Origin of the sequence: Microcella sp., assembly GCF_046296455.1 — a bacterium.
Taxonomy (GTDB): Bacteria; Actinomycetota; Actinomycetes; order Actinomycetales; family Microbacteriaceae; genus Microcella.
On the sequence record NZ_JBKBLF010000001.1, the window covers coordinates 253,713 to 271,637 of the forward strand.

The following is a 17,925-nucleotide window of genomic DNA, read 5'->3' on the forward strand; positions in this document are numbered from 1 at the left end:
CTGTCAACCGGAGGGCTGTGCGAAACGGTCACAAGTCGATAACGACCGCGACCAACGGCGGGCCTCAGGCCCGGCGGGCGGTCGATTCGCGCACGATGAGCTCGGGCTTGACGGGGTCGTGGTCCATCCCCGTCTCACCCCGCAGCTCACCGAGCAGCAGGGCCACGGCGCGGCGGCCGATCTCGGCGAAGTTCTGCCGCACGGTCGTGAGCGGCGGGGCGTAGTGCGCCGACTCAGGAATGTCGTCGAAGCCCACGATCGAGATGTCGCCGGGGATGCCGAGGCCCGACTCGCGGCACGCGTGCATGAACCCCAGGGCCATCTGGTCGTTGCCGACGAACACGGCGCTGAAGTCGCGGTAGCGCAGCAGCTCGAGCCCCGCGTAGTAGCCGAACGAGGCGGTCCAGTCGCCCAGGATGGGCGCGCGCGTGCGCAGGTCGGCATCGCTCAGCTCGCGCAAGAAGCCCTGCATGCGGGCCTCGGCCTCGATCCAGTCTTGCGGCCCCGAGATGTGCATGATCTCGGTGTGGCCGAGGTCGATCAGGTGCTTCGTGGCCATGCGCGCCCCCATGACCTGGTCGACCCAGAGCGAGTGCGAGGTGTTGAGCCCCGTCGCCTCGAGGGTGACGAAGGGCACGCCGACCTGCAGATCATTGATCGCCTCGAAGACGCGCACCTGCGGGGCGATAACGATGAGCGCCTCGATCGACTGGCTCATGAGGTAGTCGAGCCCGCTCTTGATCGAGGCGTACTCGGTCGAGCTGATGTTCGTGATCGAGAGCCGGTAGCCGGCCTCGCGCGCCGCGGTCTCGATGGCCTGGATGCTCGTCTGCGGCCCGTAGTGCACCGTCTGCGCCGTGAGCACGCCGATCGTGCGCGAGCGGCTCGTGACGAGGGCGCGCGCCGCCTGGTTCGGCCGGTAGCCGAGCTCGTCGATCGCATCGCGCACGCGCTGCAGCGTCTCGGGCCGGATGCTCGGGCTGTCGTTGAGCACGCGCGAGACGGTCTGGTATGAGACTCCCGCCACCCGGGCGACATCGCGGATGTTGGGCGCGCGCACGCGCTCCGGCTCAGCCGGGCGATCCGTCTCCGTCGTCATCGTCGTCCGTTCGGGTCGCGATGTGTACGTTCACATCCGCGTCTCCATTATGCACGGCCCCCGGATGCCCGGCCCGGGCCGCGCGAGTGAGCGGCTACAGCGCCGCGAGCGACTGGCGCACGTCGTCGAGCAGGTCGTCGACGTCTTCGATGCCGACCGAGAGGCGGATGATCGCGTCGCTCACCTCGAGCTCGGTGCCGCGCACCGAGGCGTGCGTCATCTCGCTCGGGTAGTTCACGAGCGACTCGACCCCGCCGAGCGACTCGGCGAGGCTGAAGACGCGCAGGCCCTCGGCGAACGCGCGCGCGGCGGCGGCCCCGCCCGCAAGTTCGAGCGAGAGCATGCCGCCGAAGCCCCGCATCTGGCGCGCGGCGAGCTCGTGCCCCGGGTGCTCGGGGAGTCCCGGGTAGTACACGCGGCTCACGGCGCCGTGGCCGACGACGGCCTCGGCGATGGCCTGGGCGTTGGCCGAGTGGCGGTCCATACGCACCGCGAGGGTCTTGATGCCGCGGGTGGTGAGCCACGCATCCATGGGCCCCGAGACGGCGCCCGCGGCGAACTGGTGAAACTGCACCTGCTCGGCGAGCTCGAGGTCGTTCGTCACGACCGCGCCGCCGAGCACATCGGAGTGCCCGCCGAGGTACTTGGTCGTCGAGTGCACGACGACGTCGGCCCCGAGCACGAGCGGCTGCTGCAGATAGGGCGTGGCGAAGGTGTTGTCGACGACGACGAGCGCGCCGACCGCGTGGGCGAGCTCGGCGAGCGCCGTGATGTCGGTGATCTTCATGAGCGGGTTGCTCGGCGTCTCGAGCCACAGCACGCGGGGCTTCAGCGTCTCGAGCGCCGCGCGCGTCGCGTCGACATCGCTCAGCTCGACCGTCGTGAGGCCCACCTGCCAGCGCCCGAAGATGCGGCGCACGAGGCGGTGCGTGCCGCCGTAGACGTCGTTGCCCATGAGCACGTGATCGCCCGGGCTCAGCACGGCGCGCAGCAACGCATCTTCGGCCGCGAGGCCCGAGGCGAAGCTGAAGGCGCGCGCCCCCGACTCGAGCGAGGCCAGCTGATCTTGCAGCGCGTCGCGCGTGGGGTTGCCGCCGCGCGCGTACTCGTAGCCGCCGCGCAGGTCGCCGATGGCGCGCTGCACGAACGTCGAGGTCAGGTAGACGGGGGGCGTGACGGCGCCCGTCGTGGGGTCGAAAGCCTGCCCGGCGTGGATCGCGCGCGTGGCGAAACCCTGCAGGATGTGGGGGTCGGTGGGCGCAGGGTCGTGCTCGGTCATGCGTCTCCTCCCGCGAGCGCGGTGATCAGGTCGGTGCGGTGCAGCAGGCCGACGGGGTTGCCGCCGTCGAGCACCAGGAGCGTCTCGGGATGCTGGCCCCCGGTACCCCGCTCGCCGAAGCGCTCGCCCGCGGCCTCGAGGCTCTCGTGCGCGCCGACGATCGGCAGGCGCGGCCCCATCGCCGCGGTGACCGGATCGGCCGGGGTCACCGCGCCGCTCGCGAGCGCGCGCAGCAGCGTCGGGGCGTCGACCGTGCCGAGCACCTCGCCGAGCACGACCGGCGGCTCAGCGGCGACGACGGGCAGGGCCCCTCCGTGCTGCTCGAGCGCGGCGACGGCGTCGGCCACGGTGTGCTCGCGCCGCAGGTGCGCGAGCGGGCGGGCGGGGGTGCCGAGCAGGTGCGCCACGGTGGGCGAGCCCGTGGGGCGCGTGAAGCCGTGGCGGCGCATCCAGCCGTCGTTGAAGATCTTGCCGAGATAGCCGCGCCCGCCGTCGGGCAGCAGCACGACGACGACGTCGTGGGGGCCAAGCTCGCGCGCGACCTCGAGCGCTCCGACCGCGGCCATGCCGCACGAGCCGCCGACGAGCAGCCCCTCTTCGCGCGCGAGGCGCAGGGTCATGTCGAACGACTGCTGGTCGCTCACGGCGACGATGCGGTCGGTGACGCTCGGGTCGTACGCGGCGGGCCAGAAGTCTTCTCCGACGCCCTCGACGAGGTAGGGCTGGCCGCTGCCGCCCGAGTACACGCTGCCGACGGGGTCGACGCCGACGATCTGCACGCGCCCGCTCGGGCGGTCGGCGCTGATCTCGCGCAAGTACCGCCCCGTGCCGGTGATGGTGCCGCCGGTGCCCACACCGACGACGAAGTGGGTCACGCGCCCCTCGGTGTCGCGCCAGATCTCGGGACCGGTGGTCTCGTAGTGGCTGAGCGGCCCGTTGGGGTTGGCGTACTGGTTCGGCTTGAAGGCGCCGGGGATCTCGCGCGCGAGGCGGTCAGAGACGCTGTAGTACGACTCGGGGTCGTCGGGCGCGACGGCCGTGGGCGTCACGACGATCTCGGCGCCGTAGGCCGTGAGCACGTTGCGCTTGTCTTCACCCACCTTGTCGGGCAGCACGAAGACGCACTTGTAGCCGCGCTGCTGCGCGACGAGCGCGAGTCCGACTCCCGTGTTGCCGCTCGTCGGCTCGACGATCGTGCCGCCGGGCTTGAGCAGCCCCTCGCGCTCGGCGGCATCGATGATGCGCGTCGCGATGCGGTCTTTCGACGAGCCGCCGGGGTTGAGGTACTCGACCTTGGCGAGCACGGTGGCGGCAATGCCGTCGGTCACGCGGTTGAGACGGACGAGGGGGGTGTCGCCGATCAGATCGACAACCGAATCGGCGTACTTCATGGGGCGAATCTATCAGCGGCCCGCCGCGTGTGACGGGCGGGGCGGCAGCGAGACGGGTTCGGGATGCCCGGCGCTCAGTACGCGATCGTGCGCTGCCCCGCCGGCGCAGGCAGGCCGGCCTTCGCGAAGGCGGCGCTCACGAGGGCGCGACGGTTGTCGATCTCGCGCCCGAAGTCGCGTGCGAGCTCGGGCCGCTCGGCGACCAGCCGGTCGAGCACATCGACGGGCACGGCGAGCACGGTGACCTCGGTGGTCGCGTAGACGGCGGCGTTGATGCCCTGCCGGGTGAGCGAGGTGAGGCCGACGACCTCGTCGCGCGTGAGCTCGGTCACCGGAACCCGCACGCCCCCGGCCGCCTCGACGACCATGAGCGTCGCGCCCGAGTCGATGAGCCGGATTCCGTCGGGCACTTCGCCGATGTGCTGCAGCTTCTCGCCCGCGACGTAGCGCTCGACGCGCACGCGCTCGGCATGCTGCTGCAACTCGTCGGGCGAGCAGTACAGGGCCGAGCAGAACCGGGTGAGCATCGCCCGGCGCTGCTCGATCGTGTCGTACTCGACGTAGTAGTCGCGATCGAGGTGCAGACCGGCACGGCGTGCGGCGTACCAGAGCCGGCGGCGGAACTCGCTGAGCGCCCCGTACTCGTCGCTTGGGGTCGCGACGGGGATCGTGATCTCGTACGAGCCGGCCGCGAAGGCGTCGGCGCTCGGGGTCGCGCCCTCGACGATCATCGGCAGGTCGGCCGCCACGCGCGTCATGACCCGAATCACGGCCTCGGGCGGGTCTTCGGTGGCGAACTGCACCATCGCGCACGCCGAGTATGGCCCCTCTTTGCGCGAGAGGTTCGAGAACGAGGCACCGGCGAGCTCGGAGTTCGGCACGATGACGACCCCGCCGATCGTGCGGATGTGCACCGAGCGCCAGTTGACCTCGACGACGCGGCCTCGCACGTCGCCCACCTCGAGGTGGTCGCCGAGCTCGAAGGGCTGCTCGAACAGCAGCAGCAGGCCCGAGAGCACCGAGCCGACCGCGCTCTGCAGGGCGAGGCCGATGACGATCGAGCCGATGCCGAGCGCCGTGAAGAGCCCGCCGATGTCGGCGCTCCACACCCACGAGAAGAGCACCGCGATGGCCACGACGATGACCAGGAACCGCCCCACATCGACGAAGATCGAGGGCAGCCTCTCGCGCCACGAGCCCTTGCGCGCCGTGACGAAGAGCGCCACGTTGAGCCCGTTGATGAGCACGACGATGACGAGGAACCCGAGCACCGTCGCGATGATGCGGCTCCACGAGGCGTCGATCTCGGCACCGCCCGCCTGAGCGACGAGCACGAGCAGCGCTGCGACGGGTGCCACGTAGTTGCGCACGAGCCGTACGACGCGCGCGGCGGGGTTGCCGCGCTGCGCGAGCGCCTCGTAGAGCTCGCCGAGCACGAGCAGCACGATCGGCAGACCGACGATCACGGCGATCGAGGGCCAGAACCAGCTCTCGCCCCAGATCTCGGTCATCCCGCGCTCCCGACCTCGCCGCGCGGGGCCTCGAGCCGAGCGATATCGACGCGCCACACCCGCTCGTCGCCCTGGGCCGTCGCGATGGCCCCGGCCTCGATGAGCCGCACGGTGCCCGGCAGCGCCTCGGCCACGCGATCGGTCACGAAGATGCCCGACTCGGTGCGCTCCGACTGCAGGCGGAAGGCGAGCGTGACGGCGTCCCCCCAGAGGTCGTAGACCATGTGCGCCCGGCCGACGAGCCCGCTGCTGGCGCCGCCCAGGTCGACGCCGGCGCGCAGCGACAGGGCGACGCCCCACTGCGCGCTGAAGCGATCGACGATGCGCGTGAGCTCGATCGCGTAGTCGACGATGCGCCGGGCGTTGTCGATGCGGGGCACCGTGAGCCCGCAGCTCGCGAGGTAGCCCTTCGTGGTCGTGCGCACGTGCTCGACGCCGTAGGGCCCGCCCGCTTCGTCGAACTGCCGCACGAGCTCGTTGAGCGTCTCGAGCGTGGCCTCCGAGCCGCGGGTGCGGCTGAACTCTTCGAAGCCCACGATGTCGGCGTAGAGCACCGAGACGTCGGCGTGGTCTTCGGCGATCGTCTGGTCGCCGTCGCGATAGCGCCGGATGACCGGCTCGGGCATGAGCGCGCGCAGCAGCCGCTCGCTCTCGGCCCGCTGCTCGTCAAGCAGGTCGGCCTTGACCTGCAGGCTGCGGCTCATGTCGTTGAAGGCGGCCGAGACCGCGCGCAGCTCGTCGTTCGAGCCGGCATCGACCGTCACCCCCGACTCGCCCGCGGCGATGCGCTGCGCCGCGTGGGCGAGGCGGCGCAGCGGGCTCACGAAGATGCGCGCGAGCAGCAGCGACAGCACCGAGACGACGAGGGCGAGCACGGCCGACGAGACCACGAGATTGCGGGTGAACTCGGTGACGGGCGCGAAGGCCTCGGCGCTGTCGATCTCGGCCACGACGACCCAGTCGACCCCCGAGACCTCGACGGGTGCGTACGCGGCGAGCGTCTCGCGCCCCAGGTAGCTGGTCGCGATAATGGTGCCCGAGCGCCCGGCGAGCGCCGACTCGGCCGCGGGAGTCGTGACGGGCTGCAGCCCCAGCGTCGTGCCGCGCGCCACCGCGAGCTCGACCACCTCGCTCGCGGTCCCGGCCGCGCGCGCGGCCTCGGCGTACGCCTCGGGGTCGGTCATGAGCAGGCGCGAGGGCGACCGCATGAGGCCGTCTTGCCCGACGAGGTAGGCCTCGCCGGTGTCGCCGAGTCCGCCCTGCTCGAAGTCGGCATCGGCGGTCATCACCGAGCTCAGCCGCTCAATCGGCAGCTCAACCGCCATCGCCCCGATGATCTCGCCGTCGCGAGCGATCGGCGTCGCCGCCCAGCCCGCCGGCAGATTGAGCGAAGGCGGGTACGCCTCGAAGTCGGTGACCGCAACCTCGCCGAGCAGGTTGCTGCCAAGAGCGTCGCCGTAAGCGGCCGCGAGTGTTGAGAACCGGTACGGGCCAGTCAGCACGTTGGTGCCCAGGTCGACGCCCTTGTAGGCGCTATAGACGACGACGCCGCGCGCGTCGATCAAGAGCACGTCTTCGTACTCGAGCAGCTCGGTCATCGAGCGGAAGTAGTCGTGGTACTGCGCATGCACCGCCGACCACACGCTGCCGTCGCCCGCGTCATCGACCGCGATCGCCGAGGCGAAGTCGGCGTGCGGCGCCGTGTAGTGCACCTGCAGGTAGCGCGCGGCAGCACTCGTCGGCACGAACCCGGCCGGATCGGCGGTCGACCCCGTCGCCGTGCTGAGCGCCGGTCCGAAAACCTCGTCGTAGTAGCGGAACAGCGACTGGGTCTGCGCGTCGTCGAGAGGCGCAGACTCGAGCTCGGCGAAGGCCGCGCTGAACGCGGTGGTCGCGTCGACCACGCTCTGCCCGCGCGAGTGCACGACGACCGTGCGCTCGATCGTCGAGAAGAGCCGCTCGATCTCGCGCGCGCGCGAGTCGCGCACTTCGACGAGGCGCTCGAAGGCGGCATCGCGCAGCGAGTCGGTCGCGTTGACGTAGCCGATCACGCCGACGAGCACGTTCGAGGTCACGCTCACGGCGAGCAGCATGACGAGCACGGTCGACTGGATGCTGAGCCCGCCCCGGCGCCGACCAGCACGATGACCGCTCGGGCGGTCCCGCTCGTCCTCGGCGTGTGACATGGCTTCCTCGACGGTCGATGCCCGAAGGGCGCGAGTGAGCTGCTGGGTTCACAGTAGCCGCCACGAAGCGAAAGCGGGAGGGGTCGGCGAGCGCCGCTCACAGCATCCCCTTGCCCGATTTCTGGGAGGATGGGGCAGGGTCGTGCCCGACCCGATCTTCCTCCCTGCCCCGCATCTGACAGGAGCCCGCCCGTGGCCGACGACTCGACCTCCGCCGACGACCTCACCATCAAGCAGCAGCGCGAGAAGCGCCGCGCCGAGAAGGTCGCCGCGCTCAAGGCCAAGCAGGCGAAAGAGAAGCGCAATCAGCGCCTCGGCATCGCGGGCGCGATCGTGGGCGGCGTGGCCGTCATCGCGATCCTCGTGGGCATCGTCGTGACCTCGGCGACCCCGCCCATCGACCCCGACACGATCGAGATCGAGGGCCTCGAGACGTTCGAGGGCCTCGAGGCGCTGCACGTGCAGTCAGCCGTCGAGTACGACATGACGCCGCCCGCAGGCGGCCCGCACAACCCGACGTGGCTCAACTGCGGCATCTATGAAGAAGAGGTTCCGGCCGAGTACGCCGTGCACTCGCTCGAGCACGGTGCCGTGTGGGTGACCTACGACCCCGAGCAGGTCTCCGGCGGCGATCTCGATGCCCTTCGCTCGGCGATGCCGCGCTCGTACATGATCCTCTCGCCGTTCCCGGGCCTCGAGGCTCCGGTCGTGGCGAGCGCGTGGGGCGTGCAGGTCGCCCTCGACGGCATCGACGACCCGCGACTGAACGAGTTCATCATCAAGTACCGCCAGTCGCCCGACGCCCCCGAGCCGGGCGCTCTCTGCAGCCAGGCCCTCGACGGCCCGGGCAAGATCTCCTGATCGTGAGCGCCGCCACCACCGCAGCCGCTCCCCCGCTCAGCCGCACCCGGCTGATCGTCACGGGGGCGCTGCTGGTGCTGGTCGCCCTCGTCGTCGGCGCTCTCGTCGGGCGCGTCACGGCCGCCCCGACCGCGCCGATGCCAGGCGAGTCGAGCGCCGAGGCGGGCTTCGCGCGCGACATGCAGGTTCACCACGGCCAGGCCGTCGAGATGTCGCTGCTCGTGCGCGACCGCACCGACGACCCCGAGATCCGCCTGCTCGCGCTCGACATCGCGACCGCCCAGACCCAGCAGCAGGGGCAGATGTTCGCCTGGCTCGCGACCTGGGGGCTGCCGCAGACCTCGAGCGAGCCCGAGATGGAGTGGCTCGCGCGCCCCGTCATCGACGGCTCGGCGGGCCACGACGGGCACGGTGACCACACGCCCGGCGAGCCGATGCCGGGGGTTGCGAGCTTCGAGCAGATGCAGGCCCTGCAGAATGCGACCGGCGTCGAGGCCGAGCGCCTCTTTCTCGAGCTCATGATCGCCCACCACGAGGGCGGTGTCGAGATGGCCGAGGCGGTCATCGCGCGCAGCACCCACCCCCTCGTCACGGGCCTCGCCGAGGGCATGGTGCAGCTGCAGGTGAAAGAGCTCGACTACATGACCGAGCTGCTCGCCGCGCGATCCTGATCGCCCTCGGGCGCCGCCCGGCCGTAGTCGGCCGACTGCTGGGCCACGAGCCGCGCGTAGACGCCGTCGAGCGCGACGAGCTCGTCGTGCCGACCGGTCTCGACGATGCGGCCGTGATCGACCACGTGGATGACGTCGGCGGCGCTCACGGTCGAGAGCCGGTGCGCGATGGCGATGGTCGTGCGCCCGCGGCTCGCGGTGTCGAGCGCGCCCTGCACGACGCGCTCTGACACCGAGTCGAGCGCGCTCGTCGCCTCGTCGAGAATCAGCACGGGCGGGTCTTTCAGCAGCACGCGCGCGATCGCGATGCGCTGCTTCTCGCCGCCCGACAGCCGGTAGCCGCGCTCGCCCACGACGGTGTCGTAGCGGTCAGGAAAGCTCTCGATCGTGTCGTGGATGCTCGCCGCACGGCACGCCGCCTCGAGCTCCGCATCCGTCGCCTCGGGCTTGGCGTACCGCAGATTCTCGGCGATCGACGCGTGAAAGAGATAGGTCTCTTGGCTGACGATGCCGATGCTCTCGATGAGGCTCTGCTGACGAAGCCGCCGCACGTCGACACCGCCCACCTCGACGACGCCGCTCGTGACGTCGTGCAGGCGCGGCACGAGATACGAGATCGTCGTCTTGCCGGCGCCCGAGGGCCCGACGAAGGCAACGAACTGCCCGGGCTCGACCGTGAACGAGACGCCGTCGAGCGTCGGCGCGCTGTCGTCGGGTGCGTCGGGGTAGCGGAACACGACGTCGTCGAAGCGGATGCGCCCGAGCTCGCCCGGCTCCGGGTCGCGCGCGTCGGGCACCTCGGTGATGCGCGGCTGCAGGTCGAGGTATTCGAAGATGCGCGCGAAGAGCGCGCCGCTCGTCTGCAGGTCGAGGGCGACGCGCATGAGACCCATGAGCGGGTAGGTGAGGCGGGCCTGCACCGTCGTGAAGGCGACGATCGTGCCCGCCGTGACCGCGACATCCTGCTGTATGAGCCACGCGGCGACGAGGTAGATGACAGCGGGAATGACCGAGAGGAAGACGTTGACGGTGGCGAAGAACCACTGGCCGCTCATCGAGAGTTGCACCTGCAGGCCGCGCTGGGTGTCGTTCTCGGCGCGGTACCGCTCGACCTCGCCCTGCTGCCGGTAGAAGCTCTTGGCGAGCAGGATGCCCGAGACGCTCAGGGCCTCTTGCGTGATGGCCGTCATGTCGCTCAGCGACTCTTGCGTCTTCGTGGCGATGCGCGCGCGCACCTGGCCCACGCGGCGCTGCGCCACGACGAGCAGCGGCAGCAGCACGACGGCGACGATCGTCAGCTGCCAGCTGAGGATGACCATGGCGACGAAGGCCGCGATGACCGTGACGGTGTTGCCGATCACGCTCGAGACCGTGTTGCTGAGCACGCCCGCCACCCCGCCGACGTCGTTCTGCAGGCGCGACTGGATGATGCCGGTCTTGGTGCGCGTGAAGAAACCGAGCTCCATCGCCTGCAGGTGCGCGAAGAGCCGCACGCGCAGCTGCGCCATGACGCTGTTGCCCACGGTCGCCGTCAGGTAGGTCTGGCCGATGCCGATGCCCGCCGACACGAGCCACAACACGAGCATGGCGGTGACGAGCTGCAGCAGCACGGGCACATTCGGGGTTCCCTCGGGCGGGAACAGGCCGCGGTCGAAGGCTTGCTGGGTGAGCAGGGGCGGTACGACGCTGAGCGCCGCCGAGACGAGCACGAGCGCGATCGTGATGGCGAGCGGGCGTCGGTGCGGGCGGAACAGCTCGGCGATGCGGGGCAGCAGGTTCGGGATGCGCGGCGCCTCGGCGTTGGCCGCCCGCTGCGCGTCGACATCGCCGCTCGACACGCGAGAACCCCGGCGACCGCCACCCATGCTCATGCTGCGAGCCTAGGCGCGACCACCGGGGTTCTCGGTGTGAGTCGGATCAGCCCTTCGTCGAGCCCGCCAGCAGGCCGCGCACGAAGTAGCGCTGCAGGCTGAAGAACACGATGAGCGGAACGACGAGCGAGATGAAGGCCGCGGCCGGCAGTCGCTCTTGATTGCGCCCGAAGTTGCCCACGAGCTCGGCGAGGCGCTGCGTGAGCGGCGCGACGTCGGCCGTTCCGCCCGAGAAGACGAGCGCGACGAGCAGGTCGTTCCAGACCCAGAGGAACTGGAAGATGCCGATCGAGGCGAGAGCGGGCAGCGAGAGCGGGATCACGATGCGGAAGAAGATCTGCGTGTGGTTCGCCCCGTCGACGCGCGCGGCCTCGATGACCTCGCCCGGGATCTCGCTGATGAAGTTGTGCAGCAAGAAGATGCACAGCGGCAGGCCGAAGATCGTGTGCGCGATCCACACGGCCGGGAAGGTGCCGCTGATGCCGAGCACCTCGCTGAAGATCTGCAGCAGCGGGATGAGCGCCATCTGCAGGGGAACGATCTGCAGCGCGAAGATGAGCACGAAGATCGCACCCGAGCCGCGGAACTTGATCCACGCGAAGGCGTAGGCGGCCATCGTCGCGATGATGATCGGGAACAGCGCCGAGGGGATCGCGATGACGAGCGAGTTCACGAAGTACGAGCCCAGGTTCGCCGACGACGCCCCCTGCACGGTGAGCACGTCAGCGTAGTTCTCGAGCGTGAAGCTCGGGCTGACGAAGATGTTCCACCAGCCGTTCGAGCGGATCTCCTCCGGCGTGCGGAACGACGACACGAGCAGGCCGAACGTCGGGATCGTCCAGACGGTGGCGATGACGATGGCGGCGAAGGTCGCCCAAGGCGAGGTCAGGCGCTCTTTGACCCGGCGGGCCTTGCCGCCGCCCGCGGCCGTGGCGATGGCGCGGGTCGTCGGCTGCTCGGGAGCGTCGGCAGCGGCGGTGACGTCGGTGCTCATCGGATCTCCTTCTGCTTGCGCATGACGCGCACGTTGTAGACGACGATCGGCAAGACCATGAAGAACAGCACGACGGCGAGCGCCGAGCCGTATCCGGTCTCACCGCGGTTGAAGGCCTGCGTGTACATCTCGTTGGCGACGACCGAGGTGTCGAAGTTGCCGCCGGTCATGGCGCGCACGATGTCGAAGACCTTGAGGGTCGCGATCGAGATGGTCGTGATGACCACCACGAGCGTGCCGCGGATTCCCGGCACCGTGACGTTCCAGAACGACTGCCAGGCGTTCGCCCCGTCGAGCCGCGCGGCTTCGATGATCTCGACGGGCACGCCCTTGATGGCCGCCGAGAGCAGCACCATGGCGAAACCGGTCTGGATCCAGACCATCACCACGATGAGGAAGAAGGTGTTCCACGGGGAGTTGACGAGGAAGGGCTGCGGGTCTTGCCCGAGCCACACGAGGATCTGGTTGAGCAGACCGATCTGCTCGCTGAAGCCCACCTCGCGGTACTCGTACATGAAGCGCCAGATGATGCCGGCGCCGACGAACGAGATGGCCATGGGCATGAAGACGAGCGACTTGAGAACCTTTTCGCCGTGCGACTTGTCGATGAAGACCGCGTAGGCGAGGCCGAAGATCGTCGAGAGGGTCGGCACGAGCGCGACCCAGATGAGGGTGTTGACGAGCACGACGACGATCTCGGGCTGCGTCACCATCCACACGAAGTTGTCGAAGCCGACGAAGTCGGAGCCGTTGGCCGTCTGCCGGCTGAAGAAGGCGAGCACCGTGGTGCGGATCGCCGGGTAGACGAGACCGACCGCGAGCAGCACGATCGACGGGCCGACGAACGCGGCGAGCTGCCAGTAGTCGCGGCCCCGCTTGGGGGCTCGATCGGCGAGGAACAGGATGAGGCCCACGACCGCGGCGAAGACCGCCAGGCCCACGACCATGATCCCGAACTTCGCGATGAGATCAGACCAGAATTCACTCATGCCCTATCAAACCTCCATTGGTTTGGCGTGGATGTGGGCCACGTTACCCGACAGACCGGCCCACCGGACTGCGAGAGTCCGATGGGCCGGTCTGTCATGCGGTCAGCTGATGCTGGTTACTGCGGGAACGTGGCGTCGATGGCCCGGAGGACCTCCGGCGTCGGCGTGCCGTTGACCCAGTCGACCATGCCGGTCCAGAACGAGCTGGTTCCGACGGCGGCGGGCATCAGGTCAGAGGCGTCGAAACGGAAGATCGTGTCGTCGCCCTGCAGGATCTCGACCGACTGGCGGGCGAGGTCAGAACCGGCGAGCGACGGGTCGAGACCCTTGTTCGCCGAGATGACACCGCCGCGCGAGACGCGCTCGTTGGCGAAGGTGTCGCTCGAGAGGTAGGCCTGAAGAGCGCCGGTCGCCTCGTTGTCGTTGAACGCGGCCACGAACTCGCCACCACCGGTGACGGCGTTGGGGTCGCCCTCGGCGATCGGCGGGGTGATGAAGGCCCAGACGTCGCCGTCAGGAGCAACCGTCACGCCCTCGCCCCACTGCGCCTCGTAGAACGACGCCTGGTGGTGCAGCGAGCAGGTGCCGTCGAGGATCGAAAGGCCGCCATCCTGGAAGGTGGTCGTCACGATCGACTGCACGCCGCCGAAGCCGCCGTTGACGAACTGGTCGTTCAGCAGCACCTCGCCGACGAGGTCGAACGCCTCGGTGATCTCGGGCGAGTCGAACTTCAGCTCACCGGCGACCCACTGGTCGTAGGCCTCGGGGCCAGCCGTGCGCAGCACCAGGTCTTCGACCCAGTCGGTGCCGACCCAGCCGGTCGCGTCGCCCGAGCCGAAGCCGACGCACCACGGACGGTACGGTCCGTCGTTGCGCTCGGTCATCTGCTCCGAGAGGTCGAGCAGGCCCTGGTAGGTCGTCGGGATCTCGTAGCCGTTCTCCTCGAAGTCGGCCGGCGAGTACCAGACGTAGCCCTTGACGCTCGCGAGCAGCGGCGCGGCGTAGAACTCGCCGTCGACGGTGCCGTAGCCCTTCCACGACTCGCTCCAGAACTCGTCGACGTTGGCCTCGACGGCCTCGGGGGCCGCCACGACGTAGCCGTCGGCGATGAGACGCTGCAGCAGACCGGGCTGCGGGATGATCATCAGGTCGGGGGCGTCACCGGCAGCGGCACGCACGTTGATCTGCGTCTCCGCCTCCTGCGTGCCGTTGTACTCGACGGTGATGCCCGTGCAGGCCTCGAAGTCGGCCATGCTCTCGACCAGGGCGTCGGCCTCGGTGTCGATGATGGTCGCGTACAGCTCGACGGACTCGCCCTCGAAGGTGCCGTACTGCTCGTAGGCGGCGCAGTCCGCGTCGCCGCCGGCGCCGGGATCGGTCTCGGCAGCGCAGCCGGCGAGCACGAGGCTCAGGGCTCCGATGGCCGCAGCAGGCGCAATGAGCCTGCGTCGGAGAGTGGAACTCATGTGTTTCCTCCTCATTGAGGTCGGTCAGCGCGCCGTTCGACGCGCGTGGTTGTGGTGGTGCAAGAGGTGGAATTCGGCGTCAGACGGGCCCTGGGACACGTCGTCGGGAACCGGTTCCAGGTGTCACCGTACGTCACGCGTGCGCGCGCCGCAACCCGCAATCCCAGAGCCGTTATCGATCCGTTGCCGAACTCCCCGGCGCCGCCCAGGTGCGGGCTCGAGCACGACGCGCCGTGAGACCGCTCCCACGTGGCATCGGTTCCACACTCGTGCGATTCGGGCTACACTGACGCCACGGCGCCCCCGGTCGACCGCTGCAGGCAGCGCGGCCCGCGCTCCGCATCCACCGCCACCGTCCAATGGAGGGCACGAGGCCATGAGCATCCTCGCCGATGTCGCCCGCATTGCCGGCGTCTCGAAGTCGACGGCCTCGCGCGCCCTGAGCGGGCGCGGCTACGTCTCGGACGACACGCGGCGACGGGTCGAGGATGCGGCTGCCGAGCTCGGCTACGTCGTGTCGTCGACTGCCGCGAGCCTCGTGACGGGGCGCACGCGCAACGTCGGCGTCGTGATCCCCTACATCAACCGCTGGTACTTCGCCGAGGTGCTCGAGGGCATCGAGTCGTCGCTCATCCGTGCCGGCTACGACCTCACGCTGTACCGGCTCAGCACCGACCGCGACCTGCGCCGCCGCGTCTTCGACTACTTTCTCGTGCGCAAGCGCGTCGACGCCGTCATCTCGGTGGCGATCGACCTGAGCCCGCACGAGGTGCAGATGCTGCAGGCGCTCGGCAAGCCGCTCGTCGGCATCGGCGGCCGCATCGACGGCATCCCTTCGCTCTCGATCGACGACGTCGAGACGGCGCGGCTCGCGACTGAGCACCTCATCAGCCTGGGGCACCGTCGCATCATGCACGTCGGCGGCGACCAGAACGAGCAGATGGACTTTCGCGTGCACTCCCAGCGCTACACGGGCTTCGCGCAGGCGTTGCGGGATGCGGGCATCGCGGTCGACGACGACTTTCGCGACGCCGACTTCTCGATCGAGGGCGGCTACGCGGTCGGGCTCGCGGTGCTCGGAGACCCGCGCACGCGACCGACGGCGATCTTCGCGGGATGCGACGAGATCGCGATCGGCATCACGGTCGCGGCGCGCCAACTGGGCATCAGCATCCCCGGCGAGCTCTCGATCATCGGCGTCGACGGCCACCCGCTCGCCGAGATGTTCGGCCTCACGACGCTCGCGCAGCAGCCCGGCGCCCAGGGCGCGCGCGCGGTCGAGCTGCTGCTGAGCCAGCTCGAGCACGCCGAGGCCGCGCCGCCCGACGAGCACCTGCTGCTGCCGACGGCGCTCACCGTGCGCACGAGCACCGCCGCGCAGCGCGTTCCCGCCTCCTGACCGCGGCGTCCGCCCGATCAGCGCGAGCGCCCCGCACGCACGAGAGCCCCGCACCGACTCGCGTCGGGCGGGGCTCTCGGGGTGAAGCGGGTGACTACTTGAGGGTGACGGTGGCGCCGGCCTCTTCGAGCTGGGCCTTGGCCTTGTCGGCCGTCTCCTTGTTGACACCCTCGAGAACGACGCCGGGGGCGCCGTCGACGACGGCCTTCGCCTCGCCGAGGCCGAGGCTCGTGAGCGCGCGGACCTCCTTGATGACCTGGATCTTCTTGTCGCCAGCGGCCTCGAGAACGACGTCGAACGACGACTTCTCCTCGACCTCTTCGGCAGCGGCGCCACCGGCGGCGGGGGCAGCGGCGACCGCGACGGGCGCGGCGGCGGTGACCTCGAAGACCTCTTCGAACTTCTTGACGAACTCGCTGAGCTCGATGAGCGAGAGCTCCTTGAACGCCTCGATGAGCTGGTCAGTCGTGAGCTTGGCCATGATTTCTCCTTCTGGGTTGTGTCGTGTCGTGAACCGGTCGGCTGAGAATCAGCTGCCGGACTCCTGCTTCTGCCGCAGCGCGTCAACGGCGCGAGCGGCCTGCGCCAGCGGCGCGTTGAACATGTATGCGGCACCGAAGAGCGAGGCCTTGACGGCACCGGCCAGCTTGGCCAGCACCACCTCACGGCTCTCGAGCTCGGCGAGCTTCATGACCTCGGAGGCGTCGAGCGGGCGACCGTCGAAGTAGCCGCCCTTCACCACGAGGTTGGGGTTCGCCTTGGCGAAGTCACGCAGCGCCTTCGCCACGGTCACGGGGTCACCGTGCACGAAGGCGAGGGCAGACGGGCCGGCGAGCATGTCATCGAGCGAGTCGATGCCTGCCTCGTTGGCCGCGATCTTGGTCAGCGTGTTCTTCACCACGGCGTACGACGCGTCAGCACGGATGTTGCCGCGCAGCGTCTTCAGCTGCGCCACCGTGAGGCCGCGGTACTCGGTGAGCAGTACGGCGGTCGAGCTGGAGAACAGTTCCTTCAGCTCGGCGACCGTTGCTTCCTTGTTCGCCATGGTGCTCCTCAATTGATTGTCGTTGGTCTCACCACGACCTCCGGGAGGGGGCAACCCCGGCACACATGACGAAAGGCCCGTGCGCATGCGCACGAGCCTCGGCACGCATCCTCATCAGAGAGGAAGCGCGATCTCAGTTCGGTACACCTGCGCGGGCCGTCGTCCGCTCGGTGAGGAGCGTGCGAGCCTTCGGTCGTCGTGACCACGAGCAGACAGGGTCTGCGAGCGAGCACGGCGACAACCGGCGGTCTATGGCAAGAGGCCAGCATACGTCACGTGGGCGGCCCGCTGCAAAACCGCGGTCGGGCGCTACCGACCGTCGAGCCAGGAGTGCCGCGGTGCGTACCCGAGATCGCGCCGAGCGGTGTCAATCGAGAGCAGGGTCTCGCGCCCCGAGAGCGGTCGCGTGAGCGGCACCTCGGCGAACTCGGCGGCCATGAGCTCGGCCGAGTCGCGCCGCATGACCGTGTCGGCCGCGGCGATGATGTAGGTCGCGTAGCCGGGCCCGCGCACGGCGAGGGCCCGCTCGACCGCGTGCGCGCCGTCGCGCCGGTCGATGTAGCCCCAGAGGTTCCAGCGGCGCACCGCGGGGTCGTCTTGCCAGCTGTCGAACTCGGCGTAGTCGTCGGGGGCCATGACGTTGCTGAAGCGCAGCCCGGTGATCGAGAGGTCGGCGTCGAGGCGGCAGATCTTGCGGCCGAGCTCTTCTTCGAGGTGCTTGCCGACCGCGTACATGAAGTTGGGGCGCGTGGGCTGCGTCTCGTCGATCGGCGCGGCGGGCGGCGCCTCGGTGAGCGGCAGGCCGAGCAGGGTCTCGCTCGAGGCGTGCACGATGCGCCGGATGCCCGCGCGACGCGCCGCCTGGAACACGGCGATCGTCATCGCGAGGTTGTCCTGCAGCAGCACCGTATCGGGCCGGATGCCCGGGGCCGGGCTCGCCGCCAGGTGCACGACGGCGTCGAGACCGTCGTAGCGCTCTTCGACCCCGGCGAGGGCATCCAGCACCTGCCCGGTGTCGGTGAGATCGACCCGAACGAAGCCCTCGCCGGGGGCGCCGACGGCGTCGAGCCCGGTCACGGAGTGCCCGGTCTCGACCAGGTGCGAGACGACGGCCTGCCCGAGCTTGCCGGTCGAACCACTCACGGCGATGCGCATGGTGCGAG

15 protein-coding genes are annotated in these 17,925 nt (G+C 69.8%); 3 read left to right on the plus strand and 12 right to left on the minus strand.

Going from position 1 to position 17,925, the window contains the following annotated elements; genetic code table 11:
- Positions 1-64: 64 nt before the first annotated feature.
- The 5 genes from ACK4HH_RS01170 to ACK4HH_RS01190 form a co-directional block, all read right to left on the minus strand.
- Positions 65-1,099 carry a LacI family DNA-binding transcriptional regulator gene (locus tag ACK4HH_RS01170; protein ID WP_409647465.1) on the minus strand — a complete coding sequence of 345 codons (1,035 nt, stop codon included), beginning with the start codon at positions 1,097-1,099 and terminating at the stop codon, positions 65-67.
- A 94-nt stretch (positions 1,100-1,193) separates the two neighbouring features.
- Complete coding sequence (locus tag ACK4HH_RS01175; protein WP_409647468.1) at positions 1,194-2,378, minus strand: cystathionine gamma-synthase; 1,185 nt, start codon at positions 2,376-2,378, stop codon at positions 1,194-1,196.
- Entirely contained in the window at positions 2,375-3,769 is a 1,395-nt protein-coding gene (locus ACK4HH_RS01180; RefSeq protein ID WP_409647471.1) for a cystathionine beta-synthase, read from the minus strand. The genes ACK4HH_RS01175 and ACK4HH_RS01180 overlap by 4 nt, the downstream gene beginning before the upstream one ends.
- Before the next feature lie 74 nt (positions 3,770-3,843).
- Complete coding sequence (locus ACK4HH_RS01185; RefSeq protein ID WP_409647474.1) at positions 3,844-5,280, minus strand: mechanosensitive ion channel family protein; 1,437 nt, start codon at positions 5,278-5,280, stop codon at positions 3,844-3,846.
- The gene (locus tag ACK4HH_RS01190; RefSeq protein WP_409647477.1) at positions 5,277-7,466 is read right to left on the minus strand and encodes an adenylate/guanylate cyclase domain-containing protein; all 2,190 of its coding nucleotides are present in this window, start codon (positions 7,464-7,466) and stop codon (positions 5,277-5,279) included. Before ACK4HH_RS01190 ends, ACK4HH_RS01185 begins: the two co-directional genes overlap by 4 nt.
- Before the next feature lie 192 nt (positions 7,467-7,658).
- Here ACK4HH_RS01190 and ACK4HH_RS01195 point away from each other — a divergent pair, with 192 nt between their 5' ends.
- On the plus strand, positions 7,659-8,327 hold the full coding sequence (locus tag ACK4HH_RS01195; RefSeq protein WP_409647479.1) for a DUF3105 domain-containing protein: 669 nt from the start codon (positions 7,659-7,661) through the stop codon (positions 8,325-8,327).
- Between the two features lie 2 nt (positions 8,328-8,329).
- Complete coding sequence (locus tag ACK4HH_RS01200; protein ID WP_409647482.1) at positions 8,330-8,998, plus strand: DUF305 domain-containing protein; 669 nt, start codon at positions 8,330-8,332, stop codon at positions 8,996-8,998.
- Here ACK4HH_RS01200 and ACK4HH_RS01205 read toward each other — a convergent pair.
- The 4 genes from ACK4HH_RS01205 to ACK4HH_RS01220 all read right to left on the minus strand — a co-directional run bounded on the left by ACK4HH_RS01205 (position 8,965) and on the right by ACK4HH_RS01220 (position 14,318).
- Positions 8,965-10,863, minus strand: a complete 1,899-nt coding sequence (locus ACK4HH_RS01205) for an ABC transporter ATP-binding protein (protein WP_409647583.1) — start codon at positions 10,861-10,863, stop codon at positions 8,965-8,967. The two genes, ACK4HH_RS01200 and ACK4HH_RS01205, sit on opposite strands and share 34 nt — an antisense overlap.
- A gap of 52 nt (positions 10,864-10,915) precedes the next feature.
- The gene (locus ACK4HH_RS01210; protein ID WP_409647485.1) at positions 10,916-11,863 is read right to left on the minus strand and encodes a carbohydrate ABC transporter permease; all 948 of its coding nucleotides are present in this window, start codon (positions 11,861-11,863) and stop codon (positions 10,916-10,918) included.
- Complete coding sequence (locus ACK4HH_RS01215; protein ID WP_409647488.1) at positions 11,860-12,852, minus strand: carbohydrate ABC transporter permease; 993 nt, start codon at positions 12,850-12,852, stop codon at positions 11,860-11,862. The genes ACK4HH_RS01210 and ACK4HH_RS01215 overlap by 4 nt, the downstream gene beginning before the upstream one ends.
- Positions 12,853-12,968: 116 nt before the next feature.
- Positions 12,969-14,318: an ABC transporter substrate-binding protein gene (locus ACK4HH_RS01220; protein ID WP_409647492.1), complete on the minus strand. Its 1,350-nt coding sequence runs from the start codon at positions 14,316-14,318 to the stop codon at positions 12,969-12,971.
- 376 nt (positions 14,319-14,694) lie between these two features.
- Here ACK4HH_RS01220 and ACK4HH_RS01225 point away from each other — a divergent pair, with 376 nt between their 5' ends.
- Positions 14,695-15,717: a LacI family DNA-binding transcriptional regulator gene (locus ACK4HH_RS01225; protein WP_409647495.1), complete on the plus strand. Its 1,023-nt coding sequence runs from the start codon at positions 14,695-14,697 to the stop codon at positions 15,715-15,717.
- A 94-nt stretch (positions 15,718-15,811) separates the two neighbouring features.
- Here the strand turns inward: ACK4HH_RS01225 and rplL are convergent, their stop codons facing one another.
- From rplL to ACK4HH_RS01240, 3 genes are all read right to left on the minus strand, one after another.
- Entirely contained in the window at positions 15,812-16,198 is a 387-nt protein-coding gene (rplL, locus tag ACK4HH_RS01230) for a 50S ribosomal protein L7/L12 (protein ID WP_409647498.1), read from the minus strand.
- Positions 16,199-16,246: 48 nt separating this feature from the next.
- A complete protein-coding gene (gene rplJ, locus ACK4HH_RS01235) occupies positions 16,247-16,762 on the minus strand; it encodes a 50S ribosomal protein L10 (RefSeq protein WP_255160334.1) in 516 nt (171 codons plus the stop codon).
- 309 nt (positions 16,763-17,071) lie between these two features.
- On the minus strand, positions 17,072-17,917 hold the full coding sequence (locus ACK4HH_RS01240; protein WP_409647501.1) for an NAD-dependent epimerase/dehydratase family protein: 846 nt from the start codon (positions 17,915-17,917) through the stop codon (positions 17,072-17,074).
- Positions 17,918-17,925 lie beyond the last annotated feature (8 nt).

Coding starts and splice junctions, on each gene's coding strand:
- ACK4HH_RS01170 (WP_409647465.1), bottom strand. CDS start 1,099: ATGACGACGGAGACGGATCGCCCGGCTGAGCCGGAGCGCGTGCGCGCG.
- ACK4HH_RS01175 (WP_409647468.1), bottom strand. CDS start 2,378: ATGACCGAGCACGACCCTGCGCCCACCGACCCCCACATCCTGCAGGGT.
- ACK4HH_RS01180 (WP_409647471.1), bottom strand. CDS start 3,769: ATGAAGTACGCCGATTCGGTTGTCGATCTGATCGGCGACACCCCCCTC.
- ACK4HH_RS01185 (WP_409647474.1), bottom strand. CDS start 5,280: ATGACCGAGATCTGGGGCGAGAGCTGGTTCTGGCCCTCGATCGCCGTG.
- ACK4HH_RS01190 (WP_409647477.1), bottom strand. CDS start 7,466: ATGTCACACGCCGAGGACGAGCGGGACCGCCCGAGCGGTCATCGTGCT.
- ACK4HH_RS01205 (WP_409647583.1), bottom strand. CDS start 10,863: ATGGGTGGCGGTCGCCGGGGTTCTCGCGTGTCGAGCGGCGATGTCGAC.
- ACK4HH_RS01210 (WP_409647485.1), bottom strand. CDS start 11,863: ATGAGCACCGACGTCACCGCCGCTGCCGACGCTCCCGAGCAGCCGACG.
- ACK4HH_RS01215 (WP_409647488.1), bottom strand. CDS start 12,852: ATGAGTGAATTCTGGTCTGATCTCATCGCGAAGTTCGGGATCATGGTC.
- ACK4HH_RS01220 (WP_409647492.1), bottom strand. CDS start 14,318: ATGAGTTCCACTCTCCGACGCAGGCTCATTGCGCCTGCTGCGGCCATC.
- ACK4HH_RS01225 (WP_409647495.1), top strand. CDS start 14,695: ATGAGCATCCTCGCCGATGTCGCCCGCATTGCCGGCGTCTCGAAGTCG.
- rplL (WP_409647498.1), bottom strand. CDS start 16,198: ATGGCCAAGCTCACGACTGACCAGCTCATCGAGGCGTTCAAGGAGCTC.
- rplJ (WP_255160334.1), bottom strand. CDS start 16,762: ATGGCGAACAAGGAAGCAACGGTCGCCGAGCTGAAGGAACTGTTCTCC.
- ACK4HH_RS01240 (WP_409647501.1), bottom strand. CDS start 17,917: ATGCGCATCGCCGTGAGTGGTTCGACCGGCAAGCTCGGGCAGGCCGTC.